Origin of the sequence: Vibrio sp. 1CM24A, from assembly GCF_023161725.1 — a bacterium.
GTDB classification, from domain to species: Bacteria; Pseudomonadota; Gammaproteobacteria; order Enterobacterales; family Vibrionaceae; genus Vibrio; species Vibrio coralliirubri.
Genome location: NZ_JALNTS010000004.1, coordinates 147,470 through 171,853, shown reverse-complemented (window position 1 = coordinate 171,853; position 24,384 = coordinate 147,470). Strand labels below are relative to the sequence as shown.

General features: G+C 44.7%; 22 protein-coding genes. 10 read left to right on the top strand and 12 right to left on the bottom strand.

From position 1 onward, the window contains the following. Positions 1-75: 75 nt before the first annotated feature. Both MSG38_RS10655 and MSG38_RS10650 read right to left on the bottom strand, forming a co-directional pair. Positions 76-1,806, bottom strand: a complete 1,731-nt coding sequence (locus tag MSG38_RS10655; RefSeq protein WP_248401812.1) for an amidohydrolase — start codon at positions 1,804-1,806, stop codon at positions 76-78. Positions 1,807-1,931: 125 nt separating this feature from the next. Beyond that, entirely contained in the window at positions 1,932-2,108 is a 177-nt protein-coding gene (locus tag MSG38_RS10650; protein ID WP_017086128.1) for a hypothetical protein, read from the bottom strand. Between the two features lie 154 nt (positions 2,109-2,262). Between MSG38_RS10650 and MSG38_RS10645 the strand changes: the two genes are divergently transcribed. Both MSG38_RS10645 and MSG38_RS10640 read left to right on the top strand, forming a co-directional pair. Then, a complete protein-coding gene (locus MSG38_RS10645; protein WP_248401810.1) occupies positions 2,263-3,123 on the top strand; it encodes an AraC family transcriptional regulator in 861 nt (286 codons plus the stop codon). A 150-nt stretch (positions 3,124-3,273) separates the two neighbouring features. After that, positions 3,274-3,792 (top strand): lipocalin family protein, encoded by a 519-nt coding sequence (locus tag MSG38_RS10640; protein WP_248401809.1) that lies wholly within the window; start codon positions 3,274-3,276, stop codon positions 3,790-3,792. Positions 3,793-3,878: 86 nt separating this feature from the next. On the opposite strand, the gene MSG38_RS10635 is transcribed toward MSG38_RS10640, so the two are convergent. Together MSG38_RS10635 and MSG38_RS10630 are read right to left on the bottom strand one after the other, a co-directional pair. Continuing rightward, positions 3,879-4,253, bottom strand: a complete 375-nt coding sequence (locus MSG38_RS10635; protein ID WP_248401807.1) for a hypothetical protein — start codon at positions 4,251-4,253, stop codon at positions 3,879-3,881. 81 nt (positions 4,254-4,334) lie between these two features. Further along, positions 4,335-4,640, bottom strand: coding sequence for a monooxygenase (locus MSG38_RS10630; protein WP_048616654.1), 306 nt, complete (start codon positions 4,638-4,640; stop codon positions 4,335-4,337). 148 nt (positions 4,641-4,788) lie between these two features. Between MSG38_RS10630 and MSG38_RS10625 the strand changes: the two genes are divergently transcribed. Continuing rightward, positions 4,789-5,700 carry a LysR family transcriptional regulator gene (locus MSG38_RS10625; RefSeq protein ID WP_248401806.1) on the top strand — a complete coding sequence of 304 codons (912 nt, stop codon included), beginning with the start codon at positions 4,789-4,791 and terminating at the stop codon, positions 5,698-5,700. Positions 5,701-5,718: 18 nt separating this feature from the next. Here the strand turns inward: MSG38_RS10625 and MSG38_RS10620 are convergent, their stop codons facing one another. Next, positions 5,719-6,333 (bottom strand): TetR/AcrR family transcriptional regulator, encoded by a 615-nt coding sequence (locus MSG38_RS10620; protein WP_248401804.1) that lies wholly within the window; start codon positions 6,331-6,333, stop codon positions 5,719-5,721. 236 nt (positions 6,334-6,569) lie between these two features. On the opposite strand from MSG38_RS10620, the gene MSG38_RS10615 reads away from it, so the two are divergent. The 7 genes from MSG38_RS10615 (at position 6,570) to cyoE (ending at position 16,311) form a co-directional block, all read left to right on the top strand. Further along, positions 6,570-7,691, top strand: coding sequence for an efflux RND transporter periplasmic adaptor subunit (locus MSG38_RS10615; RefSeq protein WP_248401802.1), 1,122 nt, complete (start codon positions 6,570-6,572; stop codon positions 7,689-7,691). 8 nt (positions 7,692-7,699) lie between these two features. Next, on the top strand, positions 7,700-10,798 hold the full coding sequence (locus MSG38_RS10610) for an efflux RND transporter permease subunit (RefSeq protein ID WP_248401800.1): 3,099 nt from the start codon (positions 7,700-7,702) through the stop codon (positions 10,796-10,798). Between the two features lie 733 nt (positions 10,799-11,531). After that, complete coding sequence (gene cyoA, locus MSG38_RS10605; protein WP_081228834.1) at positions 11,532-12,428, top strand: ubiquinol oxidase subunit II; 897 nt, start codon at positions 11,532-11,534, stop codon at positions 12,426-12,428. Between the two features lie 5 nt (positions 12,429-12,433). Then, entirely contained in the window at positions 12,434-14,515 is a 2,082-nt protein-coding gene (cyoB, locus tag MSG38_RS10600) for a cytochrome o ubiquinol oxidase subunit I (protein ID WP_248401796.1), read from the top strand. Beyond that, positions 14,505-15,122, top strand: coding sequence for a cytochrome o ubiquinol oxidase subunit III (gene cyoC, locus MSG38_RS10595; protein WP_010439790.1), 618 nt, complete (start codon positions 14,505-14,507; stop codon positions 15,120-15,122). Before cyoB ends, cyoC begins: the two co-directional genes overlap by 11 nt. Then, the gene (gene cyoD / locus MSG38_RS10590; RefSeq protein ID WP_010439794.1) at positions 15,122-15,433 is read left to right on the top strand and encodes a cytochrome o ubiquinol oxidase subunit IV; all 312 of its coding nucleotides are present in this window, start codon (positions 15,122-15,124) and stop codon (positions 15,431-15,433) included. The genes cyoC and cyoD overlap by 1 nt, the downstream gene beginning before the upstream one ends. An 8-nt stretch (positions 15,434-15,441) precedes the next feature. Continuing rightward, the gene (gene cyoE, locus MSG38_RS10585) at positions 15,442-16,311 is read left to right on the top strand and encodes a heme o synthase (protein ID WP_248401795.1); all 870 of its coding nucleotides are present in this window, start codon (positions 15,442-15,444) and stop codon (positions 16,309-16,311) included. An 83-nt stretch (positions 16,312-16,394) separates the two neighbouring features. Here cyoE and lepB read toward each other — a convergent pair whose 3' ends face one another. The 7 genes from lepB to MSG38_RS10550 form a co-directional block, all read right to left on the bottom strand. Then, the gene (gene lepB, locus MSG38_RS10580; RefSeq protein WP_248401793.1) at positions 16,395-17,042 is read right to left on the bottom strand and encodes a signal peptidase I; all 648 of its coding nucleotides are present in this window, start codon (positions 17,040-17,042) and stop codon (positions 16,395-16,397) included. Then, a complete protein-coding gene (locus tag MSG38_RS10575) occupies positions 17,029-17,271 on the bottom strand; it encodes a hypothetical protein (protein ID WP_050622039.1) in 243 nt (80 codons plus the stop codon). The genes lepB and MSG38_RS10575 overlap by 14 nt, the downstream gene beginning before the upstream one ends. Positions 17,272-17,658: 387 nt before the next feature. Next, a complete protein-coding gene (locus tag MSG38_RS10570) occupies positions 17,659-18,732 on the bottom strand; it encodes a WYL domain-containing protein (protein ID WP_248401792.1) in 1,074 nt (357 codons plus the stop codon). 302 nt (positions 18,733-19,034) lie between these two features. Then, a complete protein-coding gene (locus MSG38_RS10565) occupies positions 19,035-19,523 on the bottom strand; it encodes a hypothetical protein (protein WP_248401791.1) in 489 nt (162 codons plus the stop codon). A gap of 208 nt (positions 19,524-19,731) precedes the next feature. Continuing rightward, complete coding sequence (locus tag MSG38_RS10560; RefSeq protein ID WP_248401790.1) at positions 19,732-21,708, bottom strand: alkyl sulfatase dimerization domain-containing protein; 1,977 nt, start codon at positions 21,706-21,708, stop codon at positions 19,732-19,734. Between the two features lie 311 nt (positions 21,709-22,019). Continuing rightward, a complete protein-coding gene (locus MSG38_RS10555; RefSeq protein WP_048614593.1) occupies positions 22,020-23,009 on the bottom strand; it encodes a biotin/lipoyl-binding protein in 990 nt (329 codons plus the stop codon). Continuing rightward, positions 23,009-23,620 carry a magnesium transporter gene (locus tag MSG38_RS10550; protein ID WP_248401788.1) on the bottom strand — a complete coding sequence of 204 codons (612 nt, stop codon included), beginning with the start codon at positions 23,618-23,620 and terminating at the stop codon, positions 23,009-23,011. Before MSG38_RS10550 ends, MSG38_RS10555 begins: the two co-directional genes overlap by 1 nt. Between the last annotated feature and the right edge of the window lie 764 nt (positions 23,621-24,384).

The window sequence follows — 24,384 nt, the reverse complement described above, 5'->3', positions numbered from 1 at the left end:
AACAGACGAGCCAGCTGAATAAGCTGGCTCGTTTTCGTTTGAGTTGCGATAACCAATTCGATACGCTAATTGGCTTTATTTTTCGTAAACCACATCCCCGCGTAACACCGTCATCAACACTTGAGTCTTAGCGATTTGTCTTGCTGACACTGTGGTGATGTCGCGTTCGAGAATGGCGAAGTCAGCGGATTTCCCCACCTCAATAGAACCTGTTACGTCTTCAATTCCAAGACTTTTGGCTGCATTAAGCGTGTAAGCATCAATCGCGGTGTAGATATCGGTTAGGCCGGTTTTGCCCATGATCAAGCTGTTCGCGATGCCGACCAATGGGTTGATGTCGTGTACGTTCCAATCACTGCTTAAGGTGATATTGGCGTCGGTCTTGAGTATTGCATCGAGGTTCATCATGGCTTTGGCACGGCGAGCACCAAGGAAAGCTTCGGCCCATTGGTGTTGGTGCCTTGCAACGTAATCAGAGCCAACTTGGAAATCTGCAGTTACATCTAATTGGCGAAAGCGTGGCACATCTTCATCATTGACTAATTCGACATGGGTTAGGGTGTAGGGCTTGGTTGAACCTTGTTTGCGAATGCTTTCTATCGCATCAAGCGATTCACGAACCGCTCCATCACCAATGGCATGAATGTAGGCACTAAAGCCGATCTTTTCGAGTGCAGTTAGCCACTCTTTCATTTGTTCTGGCGGAATATAGTTCAAGCCATTAGGAGACAGGGGTAGATAGGTATCTAAGTAAGGTGCGAGCGTTTTGGCTGTGCCATTGATAAAGATGCCGTCGCTGTACATTTTCACTTGATCGACAAGTAGCAGACGACTTTTATCGTCGGAATACATCTTTTCAAAGACTTCTAATTGAGAAGGCATTGCCATCGATGGATATACCCAAGGACGTAGCGATACACGCGCCGTTAAGTCTTGATTTTGCTCGGCCTCTAGCCAAACGTCATACCAACCTCGTTTCCAATACATGCGACCGTCACCAATGGTGGTGATGCCGTGGGCTGCCGCTTCCTCAAGCCCGAACATTAACCCTTGGTAGCTTTGCTCAAACAGTTCGCTTTGGCTGTTCCACGCCATCTCCATCACTTGATCGCCAGCATTGTCTAATAAGATGCCATTGAGCTTGCCGCTATCAGGATCTTTTAAATAAGCGCCACCTTGTAGATCAGGAGATTGTTGGCTAATTCGGGCAATTTTCAGTGCTTTAGAGTTGACCCACATCGAGTGTGATGTCTGCTCCATAAGCACCACGGGGCGATCCGGGAAAATGCTATCGATGATCTCAAGTGGTGTGTATTCAGAGTCGCTGTCGAGCGTGGCTTCCAAAGAAAAACCATAGCCCATAAGCCAACCTCTGCCGTCAGTGTCGGCATTGATTTTACACGCTTCTAAGTAAGGGATTTGCTCTTCTAATGTGGCTTCAGAGTCCAGTTCACAATTGCCACCCAACTCTGAGGCGGCTTCAAACACATGGTTATGGTTGTCAATGAACCCCGGCAAGACAAAGGCATTGTTTAGATCAATGACATCAGTACTTTGCCCTTGAAAAGTTTGCGCCTGTGATTGGTTACCAATGAAGATGATCTTGCCGTTGTGGGTAACGATCGAGTCCGACTCACGATGCCCGTATATATCTGCATTGGTAAATATCTGGTCTGCACTTTGGCTTTTAACAGCTGTTTGTGTTTGAACAATAGTGTTGGCTTGTGCAAGAACCGGAGCTACGGCCGTTAAGCTTGCGAGTAATGCCACCCATGCAGTGTGTGACAGAGTGAGCTTGTTGTTCATTATTATGTCTTCCATGTTCCACTGTTTAATAAGTATAGAAAGCGAGTGGCAAGTGTGAAACTCTACATGAATGACAAATAAAAACCGCGATTAATCAATGAATTGTGGTTTGAATAAGCCTTCCATTACGACTCTTGTCTTAGGCTCTTACGCAGATCTTTCTTATATTCGTCATAAGAGTTATAGCCATAGAATTTCCAGGTGTGGTCACCCTTAATATTGTGACTGTAGGTGATCTCGCCGATCCACTGTTGACGTGTGGCAAGAATCATATCGCGAATTTTTAATAATAAAGTGTCCATAGTTGCTCTCCTGATTAAGTTCACTTGCAGTATATTTATCGGAGACGAAGAGAAGAGTACCGTCAGCGCAATGTTCAATACTTTTCAGTCAATGTACTGATTTGGGTGGTTTGTTACGTATACTTTCAATATTAAAAGGTCATTGAGTATCGTAATGAAAGGTTACTTGGAAAAAGTGCCACAACGAGTTGGCATGTCTTGGCGCTATAAGAAAATTGTCGAGAACAGTAAAAGCTATGGTTGGCATAGACATGAAGAGTACGAGATAGCGATACATCGTCACTTTGTTGGCCATAGTTTTATTGGGCACCATCAAAGCGATGTGTTTCACAACCACATGATTTTGGTAGGGCCAGATTTGCCTCATGCTATTTATTCTGAAGAGAGCGCTGATGACCAACGAGTATGTGAAACACATGTGATTTGGTTTCGTAAAGACTGGATAGAGCCGTTGATAGACAGTTGTCGAGAGCTCGAACCGTTGCGTGCATTGCTGGAAGATTCAAAGAAAGGCCTGCAGTTTTCGTCCGCTACCGCAGAGAAGGCAACGGAATTGTTAGATAGGGTGATGGAGAAACCACCACACCAACAGTTACTCACCTTATTCTCGTTGTTTTCGGTATTACTGGATGACGAAGAGGTGGTGCAGTTGATCAACCCGATCTTTAAGGACAATGAAGGTGATGAGATCAGCGATAAGTTAGATAAGGTCGAAGCCTTCTTAATGAATCACTTTATTCAAGATATCTCGATTAACGATTTAGCCAGTCACCTATACATCAGTGAGAGCAGTGTTAGGCGTTTATTTCAAAAGCACTATAAAGAGAGCTTCAGTCAACGGCTTAAAAAGATCAGGTTGAACGTCGCGTGCGACTTGCTGATTAATACGTCATTGCCTGTCAGTTTGATCTTGGAGAAAGTGGGATACGACAACCAAGCCAACTTCAATCGTCAGTTTAAATCCTATAAACAGGTGACGCCGACTCAATATCGAATAGCAATGAAACGTCATTGATTCATTCGCAGACTAAACGATTCACATAAGATTCTGAATAAATTACAGTTAAGTGAACTATAAAAATGGATTTAACGTATTACCAAGGATGTAAGTTTATGTTTTCACGAGACTTACTCGCATTACTAATAAAAACAAGTCGAGGTTAGGATGAAAAAAATATTATTGCTGCTTAGCGTGATCTTATTGGGTGGTTGTGTCGGCATGCCCGAAACGGTTAAGCCCGTTCAACAGTTCGAGTTGGATAGATACTTAGGGAAATGGTACGAAGTGGCTCGTTTGGATCACTCGTTTGAGCGTGGCTTAGACAACATCAGTGCTGAGTACAGCCTGCGTGATGATGGCGGCGTGAAGGTGATTAACCGAGGCTATTCGGCGGAAGAGGGTGAATGGAACGAAGCAGAAGGCAAAGCGTATTTTGTTGAAGGCAGCGAACAAGGTTATTTGAAAGTGTCTTTCTTTGGCCCTTTCTACGGCGCTTATGTGGTGTTTGAATTGGACAAAGAGGGATACCAATACGCGTTTGTTTCAGGCCCAGACACCGATTACTTATGGCTGCTTTCAAGAACACCAGAAGTTGCGCCAGAGGTGATGGAGAAGTTCAAAAGCATGTCTAAAGAGCGTGGCTTCAATACCGATGAGCTGATCGTTGTGGAACATACCCAATAAATCGATCGCTGCTATTGGTGAGAGTGATTGATGATTGATAAGGCACAGAGGATGAATTTCTCTGTGCCTTTTTAATTATCTGAGAGTTAGTCTTGCTTACGCACTTGCAATACGCTCAGTACAGATAGTGAAAGGAAGAACGTTGGGTCGCTCCAACCAAAGCCAACAAAGATTCCTGTAAACGCCGCATACAGTGTGATGATAGCGCCGAGCATATTCGTAACCACTAAGCCTTGGATGAGCTTTTTAGCGGACACGCCAGGTTCAATGTCTCTAAGCAACCAGCTTATCGCTGCGATACCACCCAAAAATATACTGGTGTGTTGAGAGAGAAAGTACGCGTACTTATCATTGATCTCTACGCCGTACATTGGCCACATAACGGTGGGTAGGAAAAACAGCGCGAAGGCAAACCCTGCGTAAATGATGCCGTGTAGGCTCAAGAATGTTTTGTTGTTCATTGTGTCGCTCTCTTTTTCAACTTGGTGATATCGCGAATCTGTCTCTTTGCTCAATACTTGAGTGAGTGAATGAGCGATGTGTTAAGCGTTGATTGGGCCTTTATTAATGGTAGTTAATGGCTGATTGACGTCAAAAATCACACCACGCACTTCCTCTACACCCATCTCTTTTAAGCGAGCAGCGTGCATCGCTAGATAGGTTTCAGCACTCAGCTGATCTTCAAATAAGTAGACGCCGCCCCCCAGTTTTTCTGCTTCGTTCTCTGTCCAGATTTTCCAGATCATGCCCGGCTCGTTGTTAATAGACTTTGCTAGGTCAACGAGTGCGTTTGACATCTCTTCACCGAAAGGGCCTGAAAATTCAAAATCAACTTGTAGTAGTTTCATGGTGCTTCTCCGTTTAACAAATTCTGTTTAGCAAATAGGTGTTTAAGACAAACAAGCCATTCTCGTTTGTTGTTGAAACTCATATTACCTGTAAAAAACAGACAGAAAAGTTCATAATATTGCCATTAACTGTCAGGATTTTAGACCGATGAGATTAAAGACCACCCTAGACCAATGGCAAACGCTTTACGAAATTGACCGTGCAGGCAGCATTCAGGCGGCGGCCGTGCAATTGAATAAGAGCCATACCACGCTGATTTATGCTTTGAGAAAATTGGAGGATCAATTGGGTGTGTCTTTGGTGCAAGTTGAAGGTCGCAGGGCGGTCTTGTCGGAGGATGGGAAATCACTGTTACGCCGTGCGAGCAGTATGTTGGAACAAGCTCGCGAGCTAGAGTTGATCAGTGAACAGCTAGCGAAAGGTGTTGAGTCTGAAATTGTGGTTGCTGTTGATCACTTGTGCTGCCTTCAACGGCTTTATCAACCGATGGCTGCATTTTTGGCGGAGAACAACACCACATCGATACAAGTGATAGAAACGTCACTGTCTAAAACAACGGAAATGGTGACTCAAGAACTGGCTGATGTGGCTATCATCAACTTGCCTATTACTAATTACTCAGCCGAAGCCTTTGGTTTTACGATGATGGAGCCAGTAGTTGCTAGCTCACATCCGTTAGCAAGTGCCGTTTCAGTGTCGTTGAATCAACTGTCGTCTTTGCCGCAAATTGTGGTGCGAGATTTAGGTGCTCAAACTAGTCAAGGCAGCAAAAAGCAAGGGAACAAACAGGATGTGGGTTGGTTGAAGTCGAGTCAGCGTATTACGGTGGATAATTTCGACCATGCGTTTGGCGCGGTAGAGCAGGGAGTCGGGTATTGTCGACTACCAAAGCACATTGTTGAAAGTCGAGGAAGTGACAAGCTCACTGTATTGAATGTCGAAAATGGCAGTGGGTATCACGTTCCGCTGCACCTGACTTTACCAAAAGGAGCCAAGACAGGCCCTGCTGCTAAACGTTTCTATGAGTTACTTCTTGAGTCAGCTTCAAAGGCGAGCTAACGGTTAAATATTCTAAGATTAACGAGGCTGATTGCCGTTTAAGAATAGCGCGACACATTCGCGAGTGTAGTGAAGTCTTTCTTCTTCAGATTCTCCGCTATCGTGTCCGAAGAATCCCCAATACGCTGACTTACCATGGAACATCAGCAGCAGTTGTCTTGCTGCAATGATCGGTGAGCTTGATGTTGATAAGATCAAATCACCCGATTCCACTTTGCTTTGTAGATAATCGGCGAGCAAAAGGGTGGTTTTTTGTGGCCCTGTTTCTAAGTAGATTGAAGCGATCTCTGGGTGCGTGTTGGATTGGCTCACCGCATTTTGAAAGGTCTGTCTGGACTGCTCATCAAGTAACAAATCTTGAAACTTCACACCAAACTTCACCAACTCGTCTTCCAAAGTGGCATTCATATCAAAAGCAGAAGGGCTGAGTTCACGCTCAGCACACTTAGTTTGCATGCAGGTTTCGAAAAGCTCGTCTTTGTTTTTAAAGTGAGAGTAGACCGTTTGCTTGGAAACGTTCGCTGCTTTGGCTATCTGATCCATATTGATCTTGAAGCCATGTTCAGAGAAAAGTTTACTTGCTGCGGTTAAGATCTGCGATCTCTTCTGTTCACTCTTGATGATTTTTGTCACGTGCTTGCTTCTCGTTACTTGGTGTTGGGTCGTTACCTAGCTTGTCTCTTTGCTTAACGCCTATTGATACTCAGTAATAGGTATCTCATTTGGCGCTAAGCATTATGCTTTTTGTGATGGTTTTATCAATCATTAACCATGAAACTTATTTTTAACATAATCAAACTAGACAGTCTAGTTTGGTTTGGTTAGTCTAAAAAAAGAACATAATTGAGTACCGCATAGGAACAGGAAGTATGTATAAATTGATGAAGGGAAGCGCAGTAGCAGTGGCGTTGTCGACTCTTCTTGTCGGGTGTGGTGAAAATACACAAGCCGAGACAGCATCCGATGCAGATAGTGCTGCAGTGGAATCGAAAAGTGCAGCGTCGACAGTCTTAACAGTGGAAACTGTCGCTTTGGAACGCTCTCCATCGTATGCAGTACAACGTGAATATGTCGGTGTGGTAAAGGCGGGTCAACAGGCGAATTTGGGTTTTGAATTGGCGGGCAAGGTCAATGAGATTCTGGTGGATGTCGGTGACACAGTCACAACCGGTCAGCCATTGATCCGATTGGATACTCAACTTTTAGAAACCGAGTCTAGCCAACTGAAAGCGCAGGCTGAAGAAGTGAAAGCTCAGTTGAGTCTTGTTGCTGCTAACTTAAAGCGTCAACGTTCATTGAAAGCGAAAGGCTTCAGTGCCGAAGCGGAGATTGATTCTCTTACCAGTGAGCAACGGGTATTGCAGGCGAACTTGCTGCGCATCGATGCATCGGTAAAAGGCAACGAATTGAAACTGGTGAAATCGACAGTGCTTGCGCCTTATTCTGGCACTATCGCGACACGCTTTGTCTCGCTCGGAGATGTGGTGAATGTGGGTAATCCAACTCTTACACTGCTCGCTTCTGAGGGAAAAGAGGCCTTCATCGGTATTCCTGCTCACCAAATGCAAAAAGTCACCTCACTTTCTTCCCCAAACATCCGAGTAGGAAGAACAGATTATGCCGTGGAGCTATTGAATCCCGGCGCAATGGTGGATACCCAATCTCGTAGTGTTGGCTTGCGTTACCTGTTTCCTGAAGAGTCGTCGGTATTAGAAGGGCAACTTGCTTACCTTAAATTTGATGAACAGATTGAAGAGCAAGGTTACTGGGTGCCATTAACCGGTTTGATTGATGGATTGCGCGGTGTGTGGAACATCTTTGTGATTGGTGAAGACAATAAGGTTGAACGTAGAAGTGTTCAGGTTCTGTTTGCCAACAATCAACAAGCATACGTGAGTGGGGCGATTGAAGACGGTGAACAAGTGATTGCCAGTGGCTTACATCGTTTAGTTCCCGGACAAACCGTGAAGCCAACAAGCGCGGCTGAGTAGGTAATAGTATGAAAATAATAGAGACTATTTCCAACACTCGACTGCTTATCTTGATGACCGCGCTGCTGATGGTGAGTGGTATTTCGGCGTTCATGACCTTGCCACGTGCAGAAGACCCAGTAATCATCAACCGTTACGCGAACATCACAACCAGTTTCCCCGGTGCCAGTGCCGAGCGTGTTGAAACCTTGGTTACTGAGGTTATCGAGAATAAGCTGCGTGAACTGAGTGAAGTTAAACTCGTGAGCTCAACCTCTAGGCCGAGCGTATCAATTGTCACGTTAGAACTTAACGACACCATTACCGAGCCAGAACCCGTCTGGTCCCAAGCTCGCGACAAGTTATCTGACATCGAATCCATTTTGCCTGCGGGCTCTCTATCTCCCGATCTCGATAGCGACCATACCTATGCTTTCACAACTATCGCATCTCTAACTTGGTCTGGTGCAGGCGAGCCTGACAGATTAACTCTGGGCCGTTATGCCAAAGAGCTCGCCAAGCGGTTGCGAACCTTGTCGGGTACCGAATTCGTTGATGAATATGGGATGCCGCAAGAAGAGATTCAAATCAGTTTACGTACGGCCGATGCCGCTGCTCTGGGGCGTTCGAGCGCCAATATCGCTGAATCGCTCGAAGGGGCAGACGCCAAGAACTCTGCGGGTGAACTGGTCAGTGCCTATTCCCGTTTTGGTTTGGAAATTGAATCTGAACTGGACTCCATTGAACGTATTAAGCAAGTGCCAATCGCCACTGACAGCAATGGCCACATCATCCGTATGGAAGACATTGCGTCTGTAAAACGAGGTGAGAAAACCCCACAAGATCAGATTGCGATTATTGATGGTGAGCCGGGTGTGATTGTCGCGGCAAGAATGCATCCTGATCTGCGAGTCGATAACTGGACGTCGCGAGCCAATGCTCTGATTGGCAAATTTGAGCAAGAGTTACCAAGTAACGTTAAGGTGACAGTGCTCTTTAATCAGCAAGGTTATACCGAGACTCGCTTAGACGATTTAGGCAAAAGCTTGATGATCGGTTTCGGTCTGATCTTGATTGTGCTGTTTGTCACTTTAGGCGTACGTGCCGCGATCTTAGTCGCCATTTCTCTGCCGTTAACCTCATTACTGACCCTGTCGATCATGAAAATGACCGGTGTGCCGATTAACCAAATGTCGGTGACAGGCCTAATTGTGGCGCTCGGGATCATGGTGGATAACGCGGTGGTGATGGTCGATACCATTCAAGCGTATCGTTTAAAAGGGCAACAACGAGCTGAAGCAACCATGAATGCATTGAAGCATTTATGGGTGCCGTTATTAGGCTCAACCTTAACTACGGTGTTGGCGTTTGCCCCGATTATCTTGATGCCGGGTGCATCGGGTGAATTTGTCGGTGGTATTGCGATTACCGTTTCTTTCTCGTTGATCGGCTCTTACATAATCTCGCACACCTTAATTGCGGGCTTGGCGACCAAGCTATTGCCGAAACAACTCAGCGATGTCGATAAGAAAGGCCAACATCACTGGTACATGACCGGCTTAAGAATTCCGGCTTTGACGCGTTGGTTCTCATCTTCTGTCCGCTTTGGTGTCACGCATCCAATCATCACGATTGCTTTGGTGCTGTTGGTTCCGTTTACTGGCTACTGGAGTATGTCTCAGCTGACTGAGCAATTCTTCCCGCCATCAGACCGAGACATGTTTGAGATTCAGGTTTACATGCCACCTCAAGCGAGCATTTACGCCACCAAAAACACCTCTGAAAAAATAGACGACATCATTCATCGTTACCCTGAAGTGGAACGCATTGATTGGCTAGTGGGCGCAAACTTCCCATCCTTCTATTACAACCTGCAAGCAAGGCAAAACAATGCGCCATACTTCTCGCAAGCGATGGTGAAAACAGAGAACTTTGACCAAGCTAATGCGCTAATTCCACAGTTGCAAAAGGTGTTGGATGAAGAAGTTCCTGAAGCACAAATCTTGGTACGTAAGCTCAACCAAGGGCCTCCATTTACTGCGCCCGTTGAACTGCGAGTTTACGGTGAAAACCTCGATACCCTAAAAGCAATTGGTGAAGATGTTCGTCTGATTTTGGCGGGTGTTCCTCATGTCACGCACACAAGGGAAACGCTGCAACCGGGTACGCCTAAGGTGTGGTTGAAAGTCGATGAAGACACCGCAAAGCTGAATGGTATTTCATTGAACCAGTTTGCTGGCATGTTGCAAACCACGCTGACAGGTCGTGAAAGTGGCTCTGTGATTGAGGGCAGTGAGTCTGTGCCAATCCGTGTTCGTGTTGCGGATGATGCGCGTGAAAACTTGGCTCACCTGAGTAATATTCGCTTGCCGATAAGCTCTGATGTCTATTCTACGGGTATCAATGTGTCTACCTTGGCTGAGCTTGAACTGACCACCAGTCGTGGTGCGATTACGCGCAGAAATGGGCAACGAGTGAATACCATTGAGGGTTATATTGAAGCGGGAGTCTTGCCTCAAACCGTGCTCAATGAATTCCAAAAACGCCTAGAAAGCTATCAGATGCCATCGGGCTATACGATTGGTTTTGGTGGTGAATCTGCTGAACGAGATAATTCAGTCAACAGCCTGATCTCGAACGTCGCAGTCGTGGTGGTATTGATGGTGTTGGTGGTGGTGATGTCGTTTAACTCGTTCCGAATGAGCTGCATCATCTTCATGGTAGCAGGATTGGCGGGTGGGCTAGGGTTGTTGTCGGTGTGGATTTTCGGTTATCCGTTTGGCTTTACGGTGATTATCGCGATGCTCGGGATTGCAGGCTTAGCGATTAACGCGGCCATTGTGATTCTGACCGAATTGAAACTCGATAAAGAGGCTTCCTCTGGGAATGTCGATGCAGTCGTTGAGGCCGTTATGTCATGTACTCGACATATCAGTTCAACCACGATCACAACCGTGGGCGGTTTTATGCCATTGATCATTGCTGGCGGTGGTTTCTGGCCTCCGTTTGCGGTCGCGATTGTGGGCGGTACTGTGTTAACCACGCTTATCTCGTTCTACTTTGTGCCGGTGGTTTATCACTTGATGACTCGAAATCAGCGAAAAACCATCGCGATTCAAGCGGCATAACTGTTTTTCAATTTAACTGCTCTTCAACTGCCCATAATCGAGCCGTATCTGGCTCGATTATGGCATTGTTGTTCTCAATAAATTCATCCCAATATTTACCATTCTGTTGTTCTTTTCACCGCTATTACGCCCTCAATTAGTCAAATTATCCTTTCTGTTAGTCATTATTTTCTTTCAATTCGTCACATTAGTGCATCGATGAATGATTGGTTATCTTTCTGGTGAATGAGTGGGTGTTTTGAATAATCTAACCAGTGAATACCTTGTAAATGGTATGTGACTTCACAATCTTGACGGGCGTCACACTTCTATTTATTCGCTCTTTCTAATGTACCTTGAACTTGCCTTGAGCTGTGGTGACGCGCGAGTGTTTATCTGCTTTTTCTAAATCCCTTGTCAGCACTGGCTCCACCCATGTAGCACGCTGCTGGTGTGTGTCTTAATCCTCTTCTACTTCTTAGTTTTCGCATCCATAAATGGAAGGTTAGTTTCCAAGTTTGTTTGGTGAGCTTTCAAATTCAACTCTTCATAATGCGCCGAATGTAACAATGCATTTCAAAGTGTAACAATTAAGTCATGTTTTCTGTGTGGTTTTAACCCAGCAGTAACGGGCTCTATTGCATTGCTTTTTGAGATGCGGCGTTTCACATGCTCAACACATAAATATTCTAATGATCATGACAACCAGTACTTAGGCGTTCGTTCTGAGGCTGGATAACCATCGAGAAAGTTAATGGAAGCTTCAAGATATAAACGCATTTTATCGAGGACAAGTTTGTCGAAGATTGGTTTGCTGGGAACCATTCTGATGCTCGAAGGATGTAACTCCGCATTGCTCGACCCAAAAGGTAGCGTTGGCGTTCAGGAAAAAGAGCTGATTATTACGGCTCTGTTGCTGATGTTGATTGTCGTCATCCCAGTAATTCTGATGACCATCTACTTTGCTTACCGATACCGCGAAAGCAATACCACGGAAGAGTATGCACCAGACTGGGCACACTCGACCAAAATTGAAATAGTGGTATGGACAATTCCAATCATCATTATTGCGATTCTAGCCACCATCACTTGGCGTACAACTCACGAACTGGAGCCATCCAAACCTTTAGAAAGTGACGTTAAACCTATGGTGATCGAAGTGGTCTCTCTGGACTGGAAATGGTTGTTCATCTATCCGGAGCAAAACATTGCGACGGTTAACTATGTTGCGTTCCCGAAAGATGTTCCGGTGACGTTTAAGCTGACTTCAGACAACATCATGAACGCGTTCTTTATCCCGCGTCTTGGTTCGCAGATCTACGCGATGCCGGGAATGGTGACTAAGTTGAATTTGATTGCAAACCACGAAGGTGACTTCAAAGGTTTTGCTTCGAACTACAGTGGCAAAGGGTTCTCTCAGATGAAATTCACCGCATCGGCCATGCCTGATCAAGTGGCGTTTTTAAACTGGGTAGAGAAAGTGAAAGCAAGTCCTGATCGCATCGAAGATTGGGAGCAGTTCCGTTCATTGGCCGCGCCAAGTGTGGCTGAACCTGTGACGCTGTTTTCTAGTATCCCACCATTTTTATTCACTGATGTCGTGACCCAGCACCCTGGTTCAATGAACTGTCTGCCGGAAACCCAAGGATAATCGTCATGTTTGGAAGATTAACTCTAGACTCAATTCCCTACCACGAACCCATTATTTTGGTCACTTTAACCATGATCGCTTTGGTGGGTGCTTTAGTGGTATACGCGGTCACTAAAGCTGGTAAGTGGCAATACCTCTGGAATGAATGGTTTACCTCTGTAGACCACAAAAAATTGGGCTTCATGTACATTGCGGTTGCGATGGTGATGTTAGTTCGTGGTTTTGCTGATGCGGTGATGATGCGTAGTCAGCAATTGCTTTCTGCAGCTGGTGAGACGGGCTATTTACCGCCACATCACTACGACCAGATCTTCACGGCTCACGGCGTGATCATGATTTTCTTCGTAGCGATGCCATTGGTTATCGGCTTGATGAACATCATCGTGCCGCTGCAAATTGGTGCTCGTGATGTTGCATTCCCTTACCTGAATAACTTGAGCTTCTGGCTGTTTGTGGTGGGTATTATCCTAACCAACATGTCACTTGGCTTGGGTGAGTTTGGCCGTACAGGTTGGTTGGCGTATCCGCCGCTGTCTGGCATTGAGGCGAGCCCGGGAGTCGGGGTCGATTATTGGATATGGGCACTGCAAATATCCGGTGTGGGTACCACGTTAACGGGTGTGAACTTCTTCGCGACTATTCTGCGCATGCGTACTCCGTCTATGCCAATGATGAAGATGCCTGTATTCACTTGGGCATCGCTGTGTGCCAACATCCTGATCATCATCTCTTTCCCAATCCTAACGGTCACCATCGCGTTACTGACGTTGGATAGATACATCGGCACGCACTTCTTCACCAATGACCTTGGTGGCAACGTGATGATGTATGTGAACTTGATTTGGGCATGGGGACACCCTGAGGTGTACATCCTAATCTTGCCTATCTTCGGTGTGTTCTCTGAAGTGACTGCAACCTTCTCTCGCAAAAAACTGTTTGGTTATACCTCGCTGGTATGGGCGACGGTGGCGATCACGATTTTAGCATTTGTGGTTTGGCTGCATCACTTCTTCACCATGGGTTCTGGCGCCAATGTGAATGCCTTCTTCGGCATCGCAACCATGATTATCTCAATCCCAACCGGGGTTAAGATCTTCAACTGGCTATTCACCATGTACAAAGGTCGTATCCGCTTCACCACGCCAATGATGTGGACGGTCGGTTTCCTAATCACCTTTACCGTTGGTGGTATGACGGGCGTATTGATGGCGGTACCGGGGGCAGATTTCATTCTGCATAACTCGGTATTCCTGATTGCTCACTTCCACAACGTAATCATTGGTGGCGTAGTGTTCGGTTGTTTCGCTGCGATTGGTTACTGGTTCCCGAAAGCGACCGGCTTCACTCTGAACGAGCTTTGGGGCAAACGCGCATTCTACTGCTGGATCATCGGTTTCTTGATGGCGTTCTTGCCGCTTTACGCTCTGGGCTTTATGGGTATGACGCGCCGTTTGAGCCAAGACATTAACCCTGAGTTCTTCCCACTACTGGCGGTTGCGGCTGCAGGTACGGGCGTGATTGCGATGGGTGTTGTTTGTCAGTTCGTGCAGATTTACGTGAGTGTTCGTGACCGCGACCAAAACCGAGATCTAACGGGTGACCCGTGGGGCGGACGCACATTCGAATGGGCAACGTCTTCACCACCGCCGTTCTACAACTTCGCAAAACTGCCTAAGGGCGATGAGATCGATTCGTTCTGGTATCAAAAGCAAAGTGGTGAGTTTGATCCAACTCAGGAAGAAGAATACGAACGTATTCACATGCCGAAGAATACACCGACAGGCATTTATGTGTCTGCATGGGCGTTGGCATTTGGCTTCGCAATGATTTGGTACATCTGGTGGCTAGCGGCGGCAAGCCTAGTGGGCATCGTGGTGACGTGTATTCAACACAGCTACAACGACGATGTGGACTATTACGTGGAAGTTGAAGAGATCAAAGCGATTGAAGCAGCTCGACGTGCACAGCTTGAAGAAGCGAAGAAACAGTCAGTGAAAGGCGACAACTCTGGTCGTGGTAACAGCGCTGACGGTGACAGTGATAACAACAAAAATAAAGATGATTTGGAGACGACGTATGCAAGCTAATACTCCGTCACACACTTATGATCTTGCACACTCGCATGATCATCACCACGAAGCCGCGGGTAACAAGTTGTTTGGCTTCTGGGTTTACTTGATGAGTGACTGTGTCCTGTTTGCCACGCTTTTCGCGACTTATGCCGTGCTTGAGAGTGGATCAATCGCAGGGCCGACAGGTAAAGACATCTTTGAACTGCCGTTCGTGTTTGTCGAAACCATGATGCTGTTGTTCAGTAGTATCACCTTTGGTTTTGGCATGATTGCAATGAAGCGCAAAGACGTTACGGGACTGAAGCGATGGATCAAAGTTACTTTCGTATTGGGCTTAGCCTTTATCTGTATGGAAGTGTATGAATTCCATCACTTGATTGCAGAAGGCTATGGCCCTCAAGAAAGTGCGTTCCTTTCTGCGTTCTTTACCTTGGTTGGTACACACGGTTTGCACGTAACGTTCGGTCTTATCTGGATGGCGGTGGCTTATCACCAGCTTTCAACCAAAGGCTTGAACGACAACATGTCGATGCGTTTCCAGTGCTTGAGCTTGTTCTGGCACTTCCTTGATATCGTTTGGATTTGTGTATTTACCATCGTGTACTTAATGGGGGTGATGTAATGGAACAGCATCTAGACAGCGGTGCCACGGATTACGTGAAAGGCTTTATTGCGTCACTAATTCTGACCATTATTCCTTTCTACATTGTGTGGTCGCATGCGCTTCCAAGCACTGAAACTTACGTGATCTTGTTCGGTTGTGCGCTGGTACAAATCTTTGTGCACTTTAAGTACTTCTTGCACATGGAGGCGAAATCTTCCGATGGGCGTTGGAACTTGGTGTCATTGATGTTTACCGCCATTGTTGTATTGATTCTTATCGCTGGCTCGGTATGGATCATCTACAACATGAACGTCAACATGAAGTTGTAGGCTAGGGTATGCTGAAAAGATATCTGTCTATCACCAAACCGGGCATCATTTTCGGCAACCTGATTTCTGTTGCGGCGGGGTTCTTCCTCGCCGCGAAAACAGAACCAGCCAGTGCGATGTTGTTACTGACAACATTAGCGGGTGTGGGACTTGTGATTGCATCAGGTTGTGTGGTGAATAACATCTTTGATCGAGACATCGACCAAAAGATGAAGCGCACACAAAATCGAGAATTGGTTCAGGGTAACATCAATACAGACGTCGCGTTTGTCTATGCCTTGGTTTTACTGCTCTCAGGCACAGCGTTTCTGTTTCAGTTCGCTAATCCGATCTCTGCGGTCATGGTGTTGCTTGGCTATGTGTTTTACGTCTTTTTCTACACCATGTGGTACAAGCGAACATCGGTTTACGGCACTTTAGTCGGCAGTATTTCGGGAGCGGTTCCGCCATTGGTGGGTTACTTGGCGGTGACGAATTACATCAGCCTTGAAGCGGTATTGTTGTTTGTGATGTTCTGCTTATGGCAAATGCCACACTCGTACGCGATCGCGATGTTCCGCATTCAAGACTACCGCGATGCAGGCATTCCGGTGTTACCGGTGAAAGAGGGCGTCGACAAAGCGCATCAACACATGAAAGCCTATGTGGTGGCGTTTGGCGCAGTCTCATTGGCGCTGTTTCTACTCGGGGAAGCAGGCTATGAATACCTAGCGGTGTCGGCGGCCGTTTGCTTTATGTGGACCAAAGTGACATTCCGTAAGGTCGATTGCCTCAACTACATCCAGTGGTCAAAGACGGTCTTCAAGGTCTCTCTACTGGTGGTGATGAGCATCAGTGGTGTGCTGGGGCTGGAGTTGATTCCACTGCCTTTCTTGTAGGTAAATGGCAAGCATGTCAAAAACCGAGCTATCTAAATAGCTCGGTTTTTTATTATCATTATTGGCTCGCTACTGGGCGGTTTCTAACAAGTTCTATGAAAAGGCGTGTAGTTCGTTGCCATCGTTAATGAGCAATTGAATTTACGATTTCCATTGGCAACATTGAGCAGGACTTTGTTATAGACACCATTAACGCTATTTATATCGACATAACCAAAACTCTCATAGGTTGAGTCGTAGGAGTAGTCTCGATTGTCGCCAAGAACAAATAGCTTTCCTTCTGGTACATGCCAAGAAATATTGTCTTCAAGTATGTTTGAATCTTCTTTTAGATACCTGACATTATATTTACTATTACCTATTTTTTCTTTTATATAGACAAATCCATCTTCTTTTTTGGTCACTCCATGTGACATCTTATTATCATTGATATAAAGGTAGCCATTCTTTAACGTGACTGTATCGCCTGGAATACCAATTACCCGCTTTCTAAAGGTTATATTTTCGCTTCGGTGCTTAGGTGGGTGTCGGAATCTAATTACATCACCATGTTCTGGAGTATATCGTCCGGGTCTAACTCCATTGACTGTTGTCCAGTATTTACCTTCAAAAGTAGGAGCCATACTTAGCCCCGTATTGGTATTAATCGAGCTTGAGAAGAAATAAAATAGTGCGAATATCCAAAATGCAAGCGAAGTGGATACCGAGAGAAGGGACTTAAAGCTCTTCATAGCGGTTTCTCCGACTACAGTATTTTTCAGCGAGCATGGTTATACTGTAGTTTGCTGCAATGAATGAGCAGTAAAAAAGCCCCAAAACTACAATGATTTCAATGATGTCATTGAATCCGCCAAAGAATAAATTTTTACAGAGTGAGTAGTAGAGGAATAAGCTTAAACCTAAGAATATTGCAGCTATGGCCAGCAGAATCCATTCTACCTTTGATAAATTACGGTTCATTACTTTTACACCATGAAAAATAAGATAACAGGCAATGCGAGTAGTCGACTTAATACCTTTAAAGGTCTATACCAATAAAAAGGAAGACGATGTACTAAACTGTTTGATTTATAATTAAGGTGATAAAGTTCATCAATAAATGATTTTTTTATTTTGTATATCACAGCTAAGCCTAATTTTATTTGTTGTGAGAATAGTATTGTGACAATAAAATCTGACATTTTCTGTCTAAAATGGAAAATAACTAAAAATAATACCGTTAATTCTATTTTAGTTGAATGCTACTTTATTAATTACTTTTGTTTATTGTTGAACTTATTACTATGTTGAATGGTTATTGATATTGGAGGATCCAATGTTGAACTTCATATATGATGGTTTTTAAATTTAATGTGCATAGACGCTCATAGCGTGTTTAATGTCTTGTATTACATCAATACGTAGTTGTAGTGGTGTTAAAATTTCAACGCAATCGGCGTTGTTAATAAGCCAGCTTTTGAAAACTACGCTATCACGAGCTTGAGCTCTTACAATGTAATGGCTGTCAGCGGTCTCTTCTATTTTTTGACATTCACTTAGTTTGTATTCATCTACAAACCTGTTGTAGCCATCAGTATCTCTTTTCATCTTTAAGACTACTTCACAGGTTTCGCCACCATTAACCATTTTACCATTGCTTGATGATAGGAAATCATGGAGGCAAAAGTCTTTTTGATTACCCATTGAAAAACTCTGAGTAGAGTGAATCTCAAGATTGTTAATATTATGGACCTTGTAAGTACGATAATCGCCGAGCATCAAACTACTTTCAGTGCTTTTTCTATAGCGCTCTAGACCGACAAGATAGAAGCTCCTTTGGTAAACAAATGAAGCATAAGGATCGACTTCGCAACGACTTCCTTCGTACTCAAATGAAACCACAAGACGGTTTTCTAGTGCGTTCTCTAGCTTGCTTAGCACTGTGTAATCTGCGTTAGGAGCAATGAGGTCATAACTGCCGATTATCATCTTAAAAGGTGCAGTATTGGATACATTCTTGGACCTAGAAAGCAGTGTTAATGCTTTGCTGAGTTTAGACCCTGCCGCGGGTAGAACTCGTTCAAGTAATTGGCTACCGATGGTGTTGAGTATTGCTATTGATTCATGTAATCCCGGGTTAACATCGAATTCAGCGCCTTCTCTTATTTTGTAGCGGGCTTTTGATGCGATACCTTCTCGTATCAAGAGATCATTATGTCCGTTTGGACCGTCGCCTTGAATACCGTGATATTTGTAGATCGACTCCAAAATTCTCTCCGCCCACTTTTGTTGCGCTTCTTTGGAGGTGTCTCCACGATAGTAAAAAGGCTCTTTGCGCACATCATCCAGGTACTCTTTTGGTGTTATCCCATGCTCTTTAATTGAAAGTAAATTCATACAGTGTAAGTAACAGTAAAAGTCACCGAATGCTTTTGCAGACATGTTATCTCTCCACCTTTGATTGAAATTTGTCGTATTTAATCACAAAAATATTTCAAAGAATGGTAGGAAATCACACTTTGTATGTAGAACCAGATGAAACAGTCGGTTTTAACATCAGTTTTGTAACGTATTTTGTAACTGATTGTAATTAGGCTGTTTTTTGTTCGAAGTTGATGGGTTTTGTTTCAAAAATAAAACATTGCTCCCATAAATAGTTCGATTGGTTGTTGTTACTTAGATTTATTTATGTTTGGTTTGTTGTCTCAAATTGAACGGGGAGTAAATACGAATAGGAGATCGAACTACTTTCCAAAAATATCACCAAGCCAATCCTCAAGCTGTTCTCGTTTATCTTGTGGGCCGTTGATGATCACTAAGCCGTTTAGTATCGCGTGATCCCAAGAGATGGTGCCCGTTGTTAGCGCATCGAACACATCGAGTTCCGTAATCAGTAATAGATCTTTCTCTGTAGGCAAAGTGTCTCTGCCTGACACATCGACGCCCTTCTCAAGTTTCACTTGGCTGTAATGACCTTTAATTGCTTCGAATAAATTGAACTCAATTTTGCTTGGGTGGGGTTTCGCAAGCGCGGCTTTGATGGCAAAGAGTCGAAAGTGATCCGGCTTATTGAGGTTGTTGAATTCATTGTCTTGTCTGGCTGTGATGACATTGCCAAATACCTCGAGCGAACCGGGCTCTGTCACTAAACTAAACCCTGTCTCTTGGTGAAGACCGCAGGCAAACGTGAGTGAAGAGGTAAGCGAAAGAATCAGAGCAAATCGTTTTAACATAATGGTTATCGAGACCTATAACAGGGTTAAGAATCTGACGCCAGAAGCCGAACCTGACGATAAAAAAGGGACCACAAAGGGTCCCTGTATTTGTTTGTCGTCCATGTGAAGCGGTCAGCGAATCGATTGATAGCTATTTAGCGAGATTGTTTGCTAAGTAGCTTTCGTCAAAGAGCCATCGTCGAAGAGCGACCGTTCGAGCTCGTTATTAGCGAACGATGAGCATGATCTCTTCTGGAGTCATTGGTTTATCGAAGTAGCTCATGAATTGACCGAAACCTTTGATGTCGCCGTTCGAGAACTTGAATGCACCAGACTGTAGGTTGGTACCAATCACTTGTTGAGCGTTTGGACCCGCAATCAAGATTTGGTTCAGTACTGCACGAGTGGTGTCGATTTGAACGTCTGCGCCTTTCACTGCTTCTTCGTGTAACTGAGCAATACCGTTGCGAATTTCGATAGTGAATGCTTCGTTCGTATCAGAGAAGTTGTACGTTAGCATCATGTTCACGTCTAACGAGTTTTCTGCGATAAGCGTTGAAGTCATCATGTCGAAGATCTGCTTGCTTGGTAGTGCAGTAAGAACGTCAACAGAAGCGAAGCTGATCATGTTAGAGAAGTCACGTTTGCTCTCTAGTTCAGCCGCCGCGTTAAGCGCCCAGTTACGCCAGTTGATGTTCACTTGGTCTGCAGCCCATGCTTTGTAAGCTTGTGCTTTCATCTCACGAGCTTCCATATCTTGCTTGTTTACCGTGATTGGGTAAGAAAGAATTTCTGCTGCAAATGTGTAGTTCTCAGCCTTAATTGCTGCTTGTGCAGTAGTAAGGATGTTGTCACGACCGCCCATGATCTCTACGAATGCTTTAGCGCGTTGCTCGTAAGCCATTGGCTCTAGCTGCCATGGATCCGCTTCGAAGAAACCGTTGTAACCTACGTAAATCTGACGCACGGCGTGTGCAACAGTACCGTAGTGTTCACCTAACCAAGGGTGTTCTGCAAGGTGCTTAGGAAGTTTAACTACTTCAACTAGCTCGTCTGGCGTCATACCTTTGTTCATGTAACGGATAGTTTGATCATGAGTGTATTGAATCGCATCACGGTAAGCCGTTAGTACGTCAGCTACTGCTTCTTTACCTTCAACAGGACGACCGTGAGAGTTAATCATGATCTCAGTGTCGAACTTACGCATTACGTCGATGCCCTTGAACCACATTGATGGGTCACGGAATTTAGTACCACGGATGGTGTGAAGGTTAGGGAAGTTCTCACCTTGAAGTACTTCAGCCGCGTGTAGGATTTTCTGGTCTGGGAAGTAAACCACTAACTCATCTTTAGTTTCAGATGGCACGTTCTCGATGTGCATTTTCACGCCAGCAATTTCGATTTCGATGTGGCTTTGGCTTGGTACAAGCAGGTTTGGTTCGATGAACGAGATAGCACCTTGCATGAAGCGCGGACCAAGGCCGTCGTTTACTGTGCCGTGTTCGCCTTCTTCTACGTGCTTAGCTCCTGTGTAAGAAGTACGGTGACCAAATAAAGTACCTAGGTTTGAAGACCAGTTAGCCACGGCAGCGGTTAGGCCTTCTTCAGCGATGATTTTTACTTCACCTGATGCCACTTCTTCGTCAGTAACCCATGCACGTACACCAGAGATGTGGTCGATGTGGTTGTGAGAATAGATGATGGCTTTAACCGGCTTGTCGGTGATTTGACGGAACTGCTCTTTAACCGATTGAGCCATTTCTACCGACTCGCCCGGATCAACAATGATGATGCCGTCCGTACCTTCAATCATGACGGGTGTATCTAGACCGAAACCGTAACCAAGGTATACGTTGTCATCCACTTTGATGATTGCTTGGTCCATTTTACGACCATGCTTGGTGAGGATTGGGTGAACATGGTCAGACTCAGCAGTGTAAGCTAGAGAATCGCCTGTTTTCGAAACAACTTGGATGCGCTCGCCTTTGCCCCAGAACATGTTTGATTTGTGTTCGAATAGAACCTCGCTCTTGTAGCGAGCATCAAGATCAATGTTTTGGTATTGCGCAGCATTTGCTGTCTGAAGTTCTTGGCCGACTTTCGATGTCGCTTCTACAGTTGGCGTTGCAGATGCAAAACCAGAAGCAAGTAGAGCGCTCGCGATAGCAACAGGAAGCGCCATTTTTTTGAATGTATTAGTCATGGTCGTGACCTTATATTTGGATACAGGAATTGGATTTCTTGAGCCAAATGATAGAGGTGGGGGAGGTCGCTATCTACGCGCTAATAATATTTCAATCTATCGTTTTTTCGATGGTTTATTTGACCAGCGATTGTATTGGCGATTAATTTTGATCTAAATCAATTAGTAAATGAGCTTGCAACAGATACAAAAATGCCCTGAAATTCAGGGCATTTGTTTTACAATTAGTCGCTAGTTCATGAGTGGCTGTTATACGAGTGAATAACAGTCACATCATTGAATGCTTAATCGTATACCAAGAGCTTAAGCGCTTACCAAGCACCTAGGTATGACTTGTAAGATTGTAGGCGAACTGTTGCTGCGCCGATTACATCAATGAAGCCCCAGAACGGATGCGGCTTCTCAGCCGAGATCCAAGCCGCGCCAGTTGAACCAATAGGGATGTTGTAACCTTCTGGTTCAATGATCTCAAGTACGATAGTACGACCTAAACCATTGCCGTTTCTTACCACGTGTTGACCGACGCTTTGTGGCCCCTGAAGTGGAGAAATACTCGACTCACCAGTACCGGCATTAAAGCTGTGTACTTTTGCTCGGAACACGTGACCTGGGTATGCATCAACGAAGAACTCAGCGAAGTCCCCTACTTGAACATAGTTGTAAGTTTGGTCTGAAATACGCATCTCAAGGAATTTTTTGCTGGTGTTGTAGAGGTGCATGTTACCCATAACAGAACCTTCAGCAATGTTCACTATCGAAACCTGACCGTCAAACTCAGCTCTAATGGTCTTTTTCTCTTGCGCCCAATTTACTTTTTGTAGATCGGCTTTTAACGACACAAGTTCAGCGTGCAGCACTCGAAGATCAGAGTCGTACTTTTCTACGTCACGCATATTGAAGATTTCAGGTGACGTTTCAGCACGCTCTAAGTCGCGATTCATTTGCTTGATCTCTTCTTCTTTCTGAACAATTGAAGATTCGATCTTTGCTTTGTCTGCGGCTGAGTCAATGTCGACGAGTGTGTAAATTACGTCGCCTTCTTTAACCATTTGGTTGTGCTCAACAAGCACTTGGTCGATCTGCTGGCCAAAGATAGGTGACATCACCGCGTGTGGTGCTTTCACTGTGGTTGAGTTGGTTAAATCAACGGGTGCCCACAAGCGAGAGATTACCGCTAATACCGCAAGAATCGTTACGCCACCAATGGCAGCCCATGTGTAGTTCTTGAAGTTCTTCTTAAGTGCGCCTGTCGCAAACAGTGACCATACAATTAGGATGTATGGGATCATCATCTCTTTCATTATGCGACCTCTTTTTCTGTAGCGGATGGTGTTGTTGGAGTCTTTTCTTCTGAAGCCTGTTCTTTTGAAGATTGCTCTACTGAAGACGGCTCTGTTACCGGTTGTTCAGATGATACGTGGACTGCGGCTGTCTCTGTATTGGTCACGTCTTGTTTAGGCTGAACACCACGGCGAATCACATCACTCAGTGATTGACCAATATGTTTCCAGTTCGCCAATGCGATAACCAAAGCGATAACCCAGAACGTTTTGCTGATGAAGAGTCCGCAAAGTGACAGTGCAAACACGATCTGAACGTGAGCGCTTTTGTGCTCTTTTGCTTTATGCACACCCAGTTCATGCAACTGCCACATGCCGTAAACACCGGCTAAAACCACAGCAATGGTCACTGAGAACAAGTAACCAGAGAAGGACTCCATCTGGAAGAAGTTCATCATCATTTCATTGGGATGATTGTTGAATTGAGACATGTCGATGTCTTTAGAATGGATTGTGCCTAATGGTGCAAGAGCCCATGCTCCAGCAAACATCACCGCCATAAACAGGCAGAATTTAATCAAGACCATCACAACGGCCCAGATTTTCTGGAAAACGATTTTAATAAAGTTCATATCTCAACCTACATCAATAAGAAGAGAGAATTTGCAGCCTAGAAGTCTAACTTTTAACGACATCTTAAAAAGTAGATGTCTATTATGTGGGTAGATTGGTGCGCATAATAAACAAAAGTAATAGATGGTATTTAAAGTGATACTACTCAGTCCAGACAACCGATTCTCGGTATCAAGAAGCGAATATGCTTCCCTACAAACCAATTCTTATTGTTAGCCTGAAACGCAGGTTGAATGACGATGCACTGTTGAACGAAATATTAGACTCGTTCTTTTAGCTATTGTCTTCTTTACGTGTAATACCTCGTCTGTCGAGGGGATCTTCCATGGTCATTGACATAGTGTTGTAAAACATTTGTCAGCATTCTGTTTGGGCTAAGAATTGATTTGTTAGCAGGATAATAGGAAGAGTTTTGAGCAGTATCTACCCAGAATTACGATTTGATAATATCGTAATTACGATGAGTCGTTATCACTCTAAATCGGTAGGTTGAATTATTTGCTAGCGCTCAAATTCGGCTTTAAAACATCGTTAGTTAATTTGGTTTGGATCAATGAAATGACTAATAAAAGCATCAATAAGAAATTTGGCGGAATTCATCTTTTTACACGCTTCTTACAATAAAGGGAGTAATAGAAACGAATGATGGATGACATATAACTGATAATAGGTTTTTGAACACTGGGAAAATACGTTTCTATTTACGGTAGAGTGCTGGATTCGAAATATTGTAGCTTTAATTGCTCAAATGTATATCTCAATG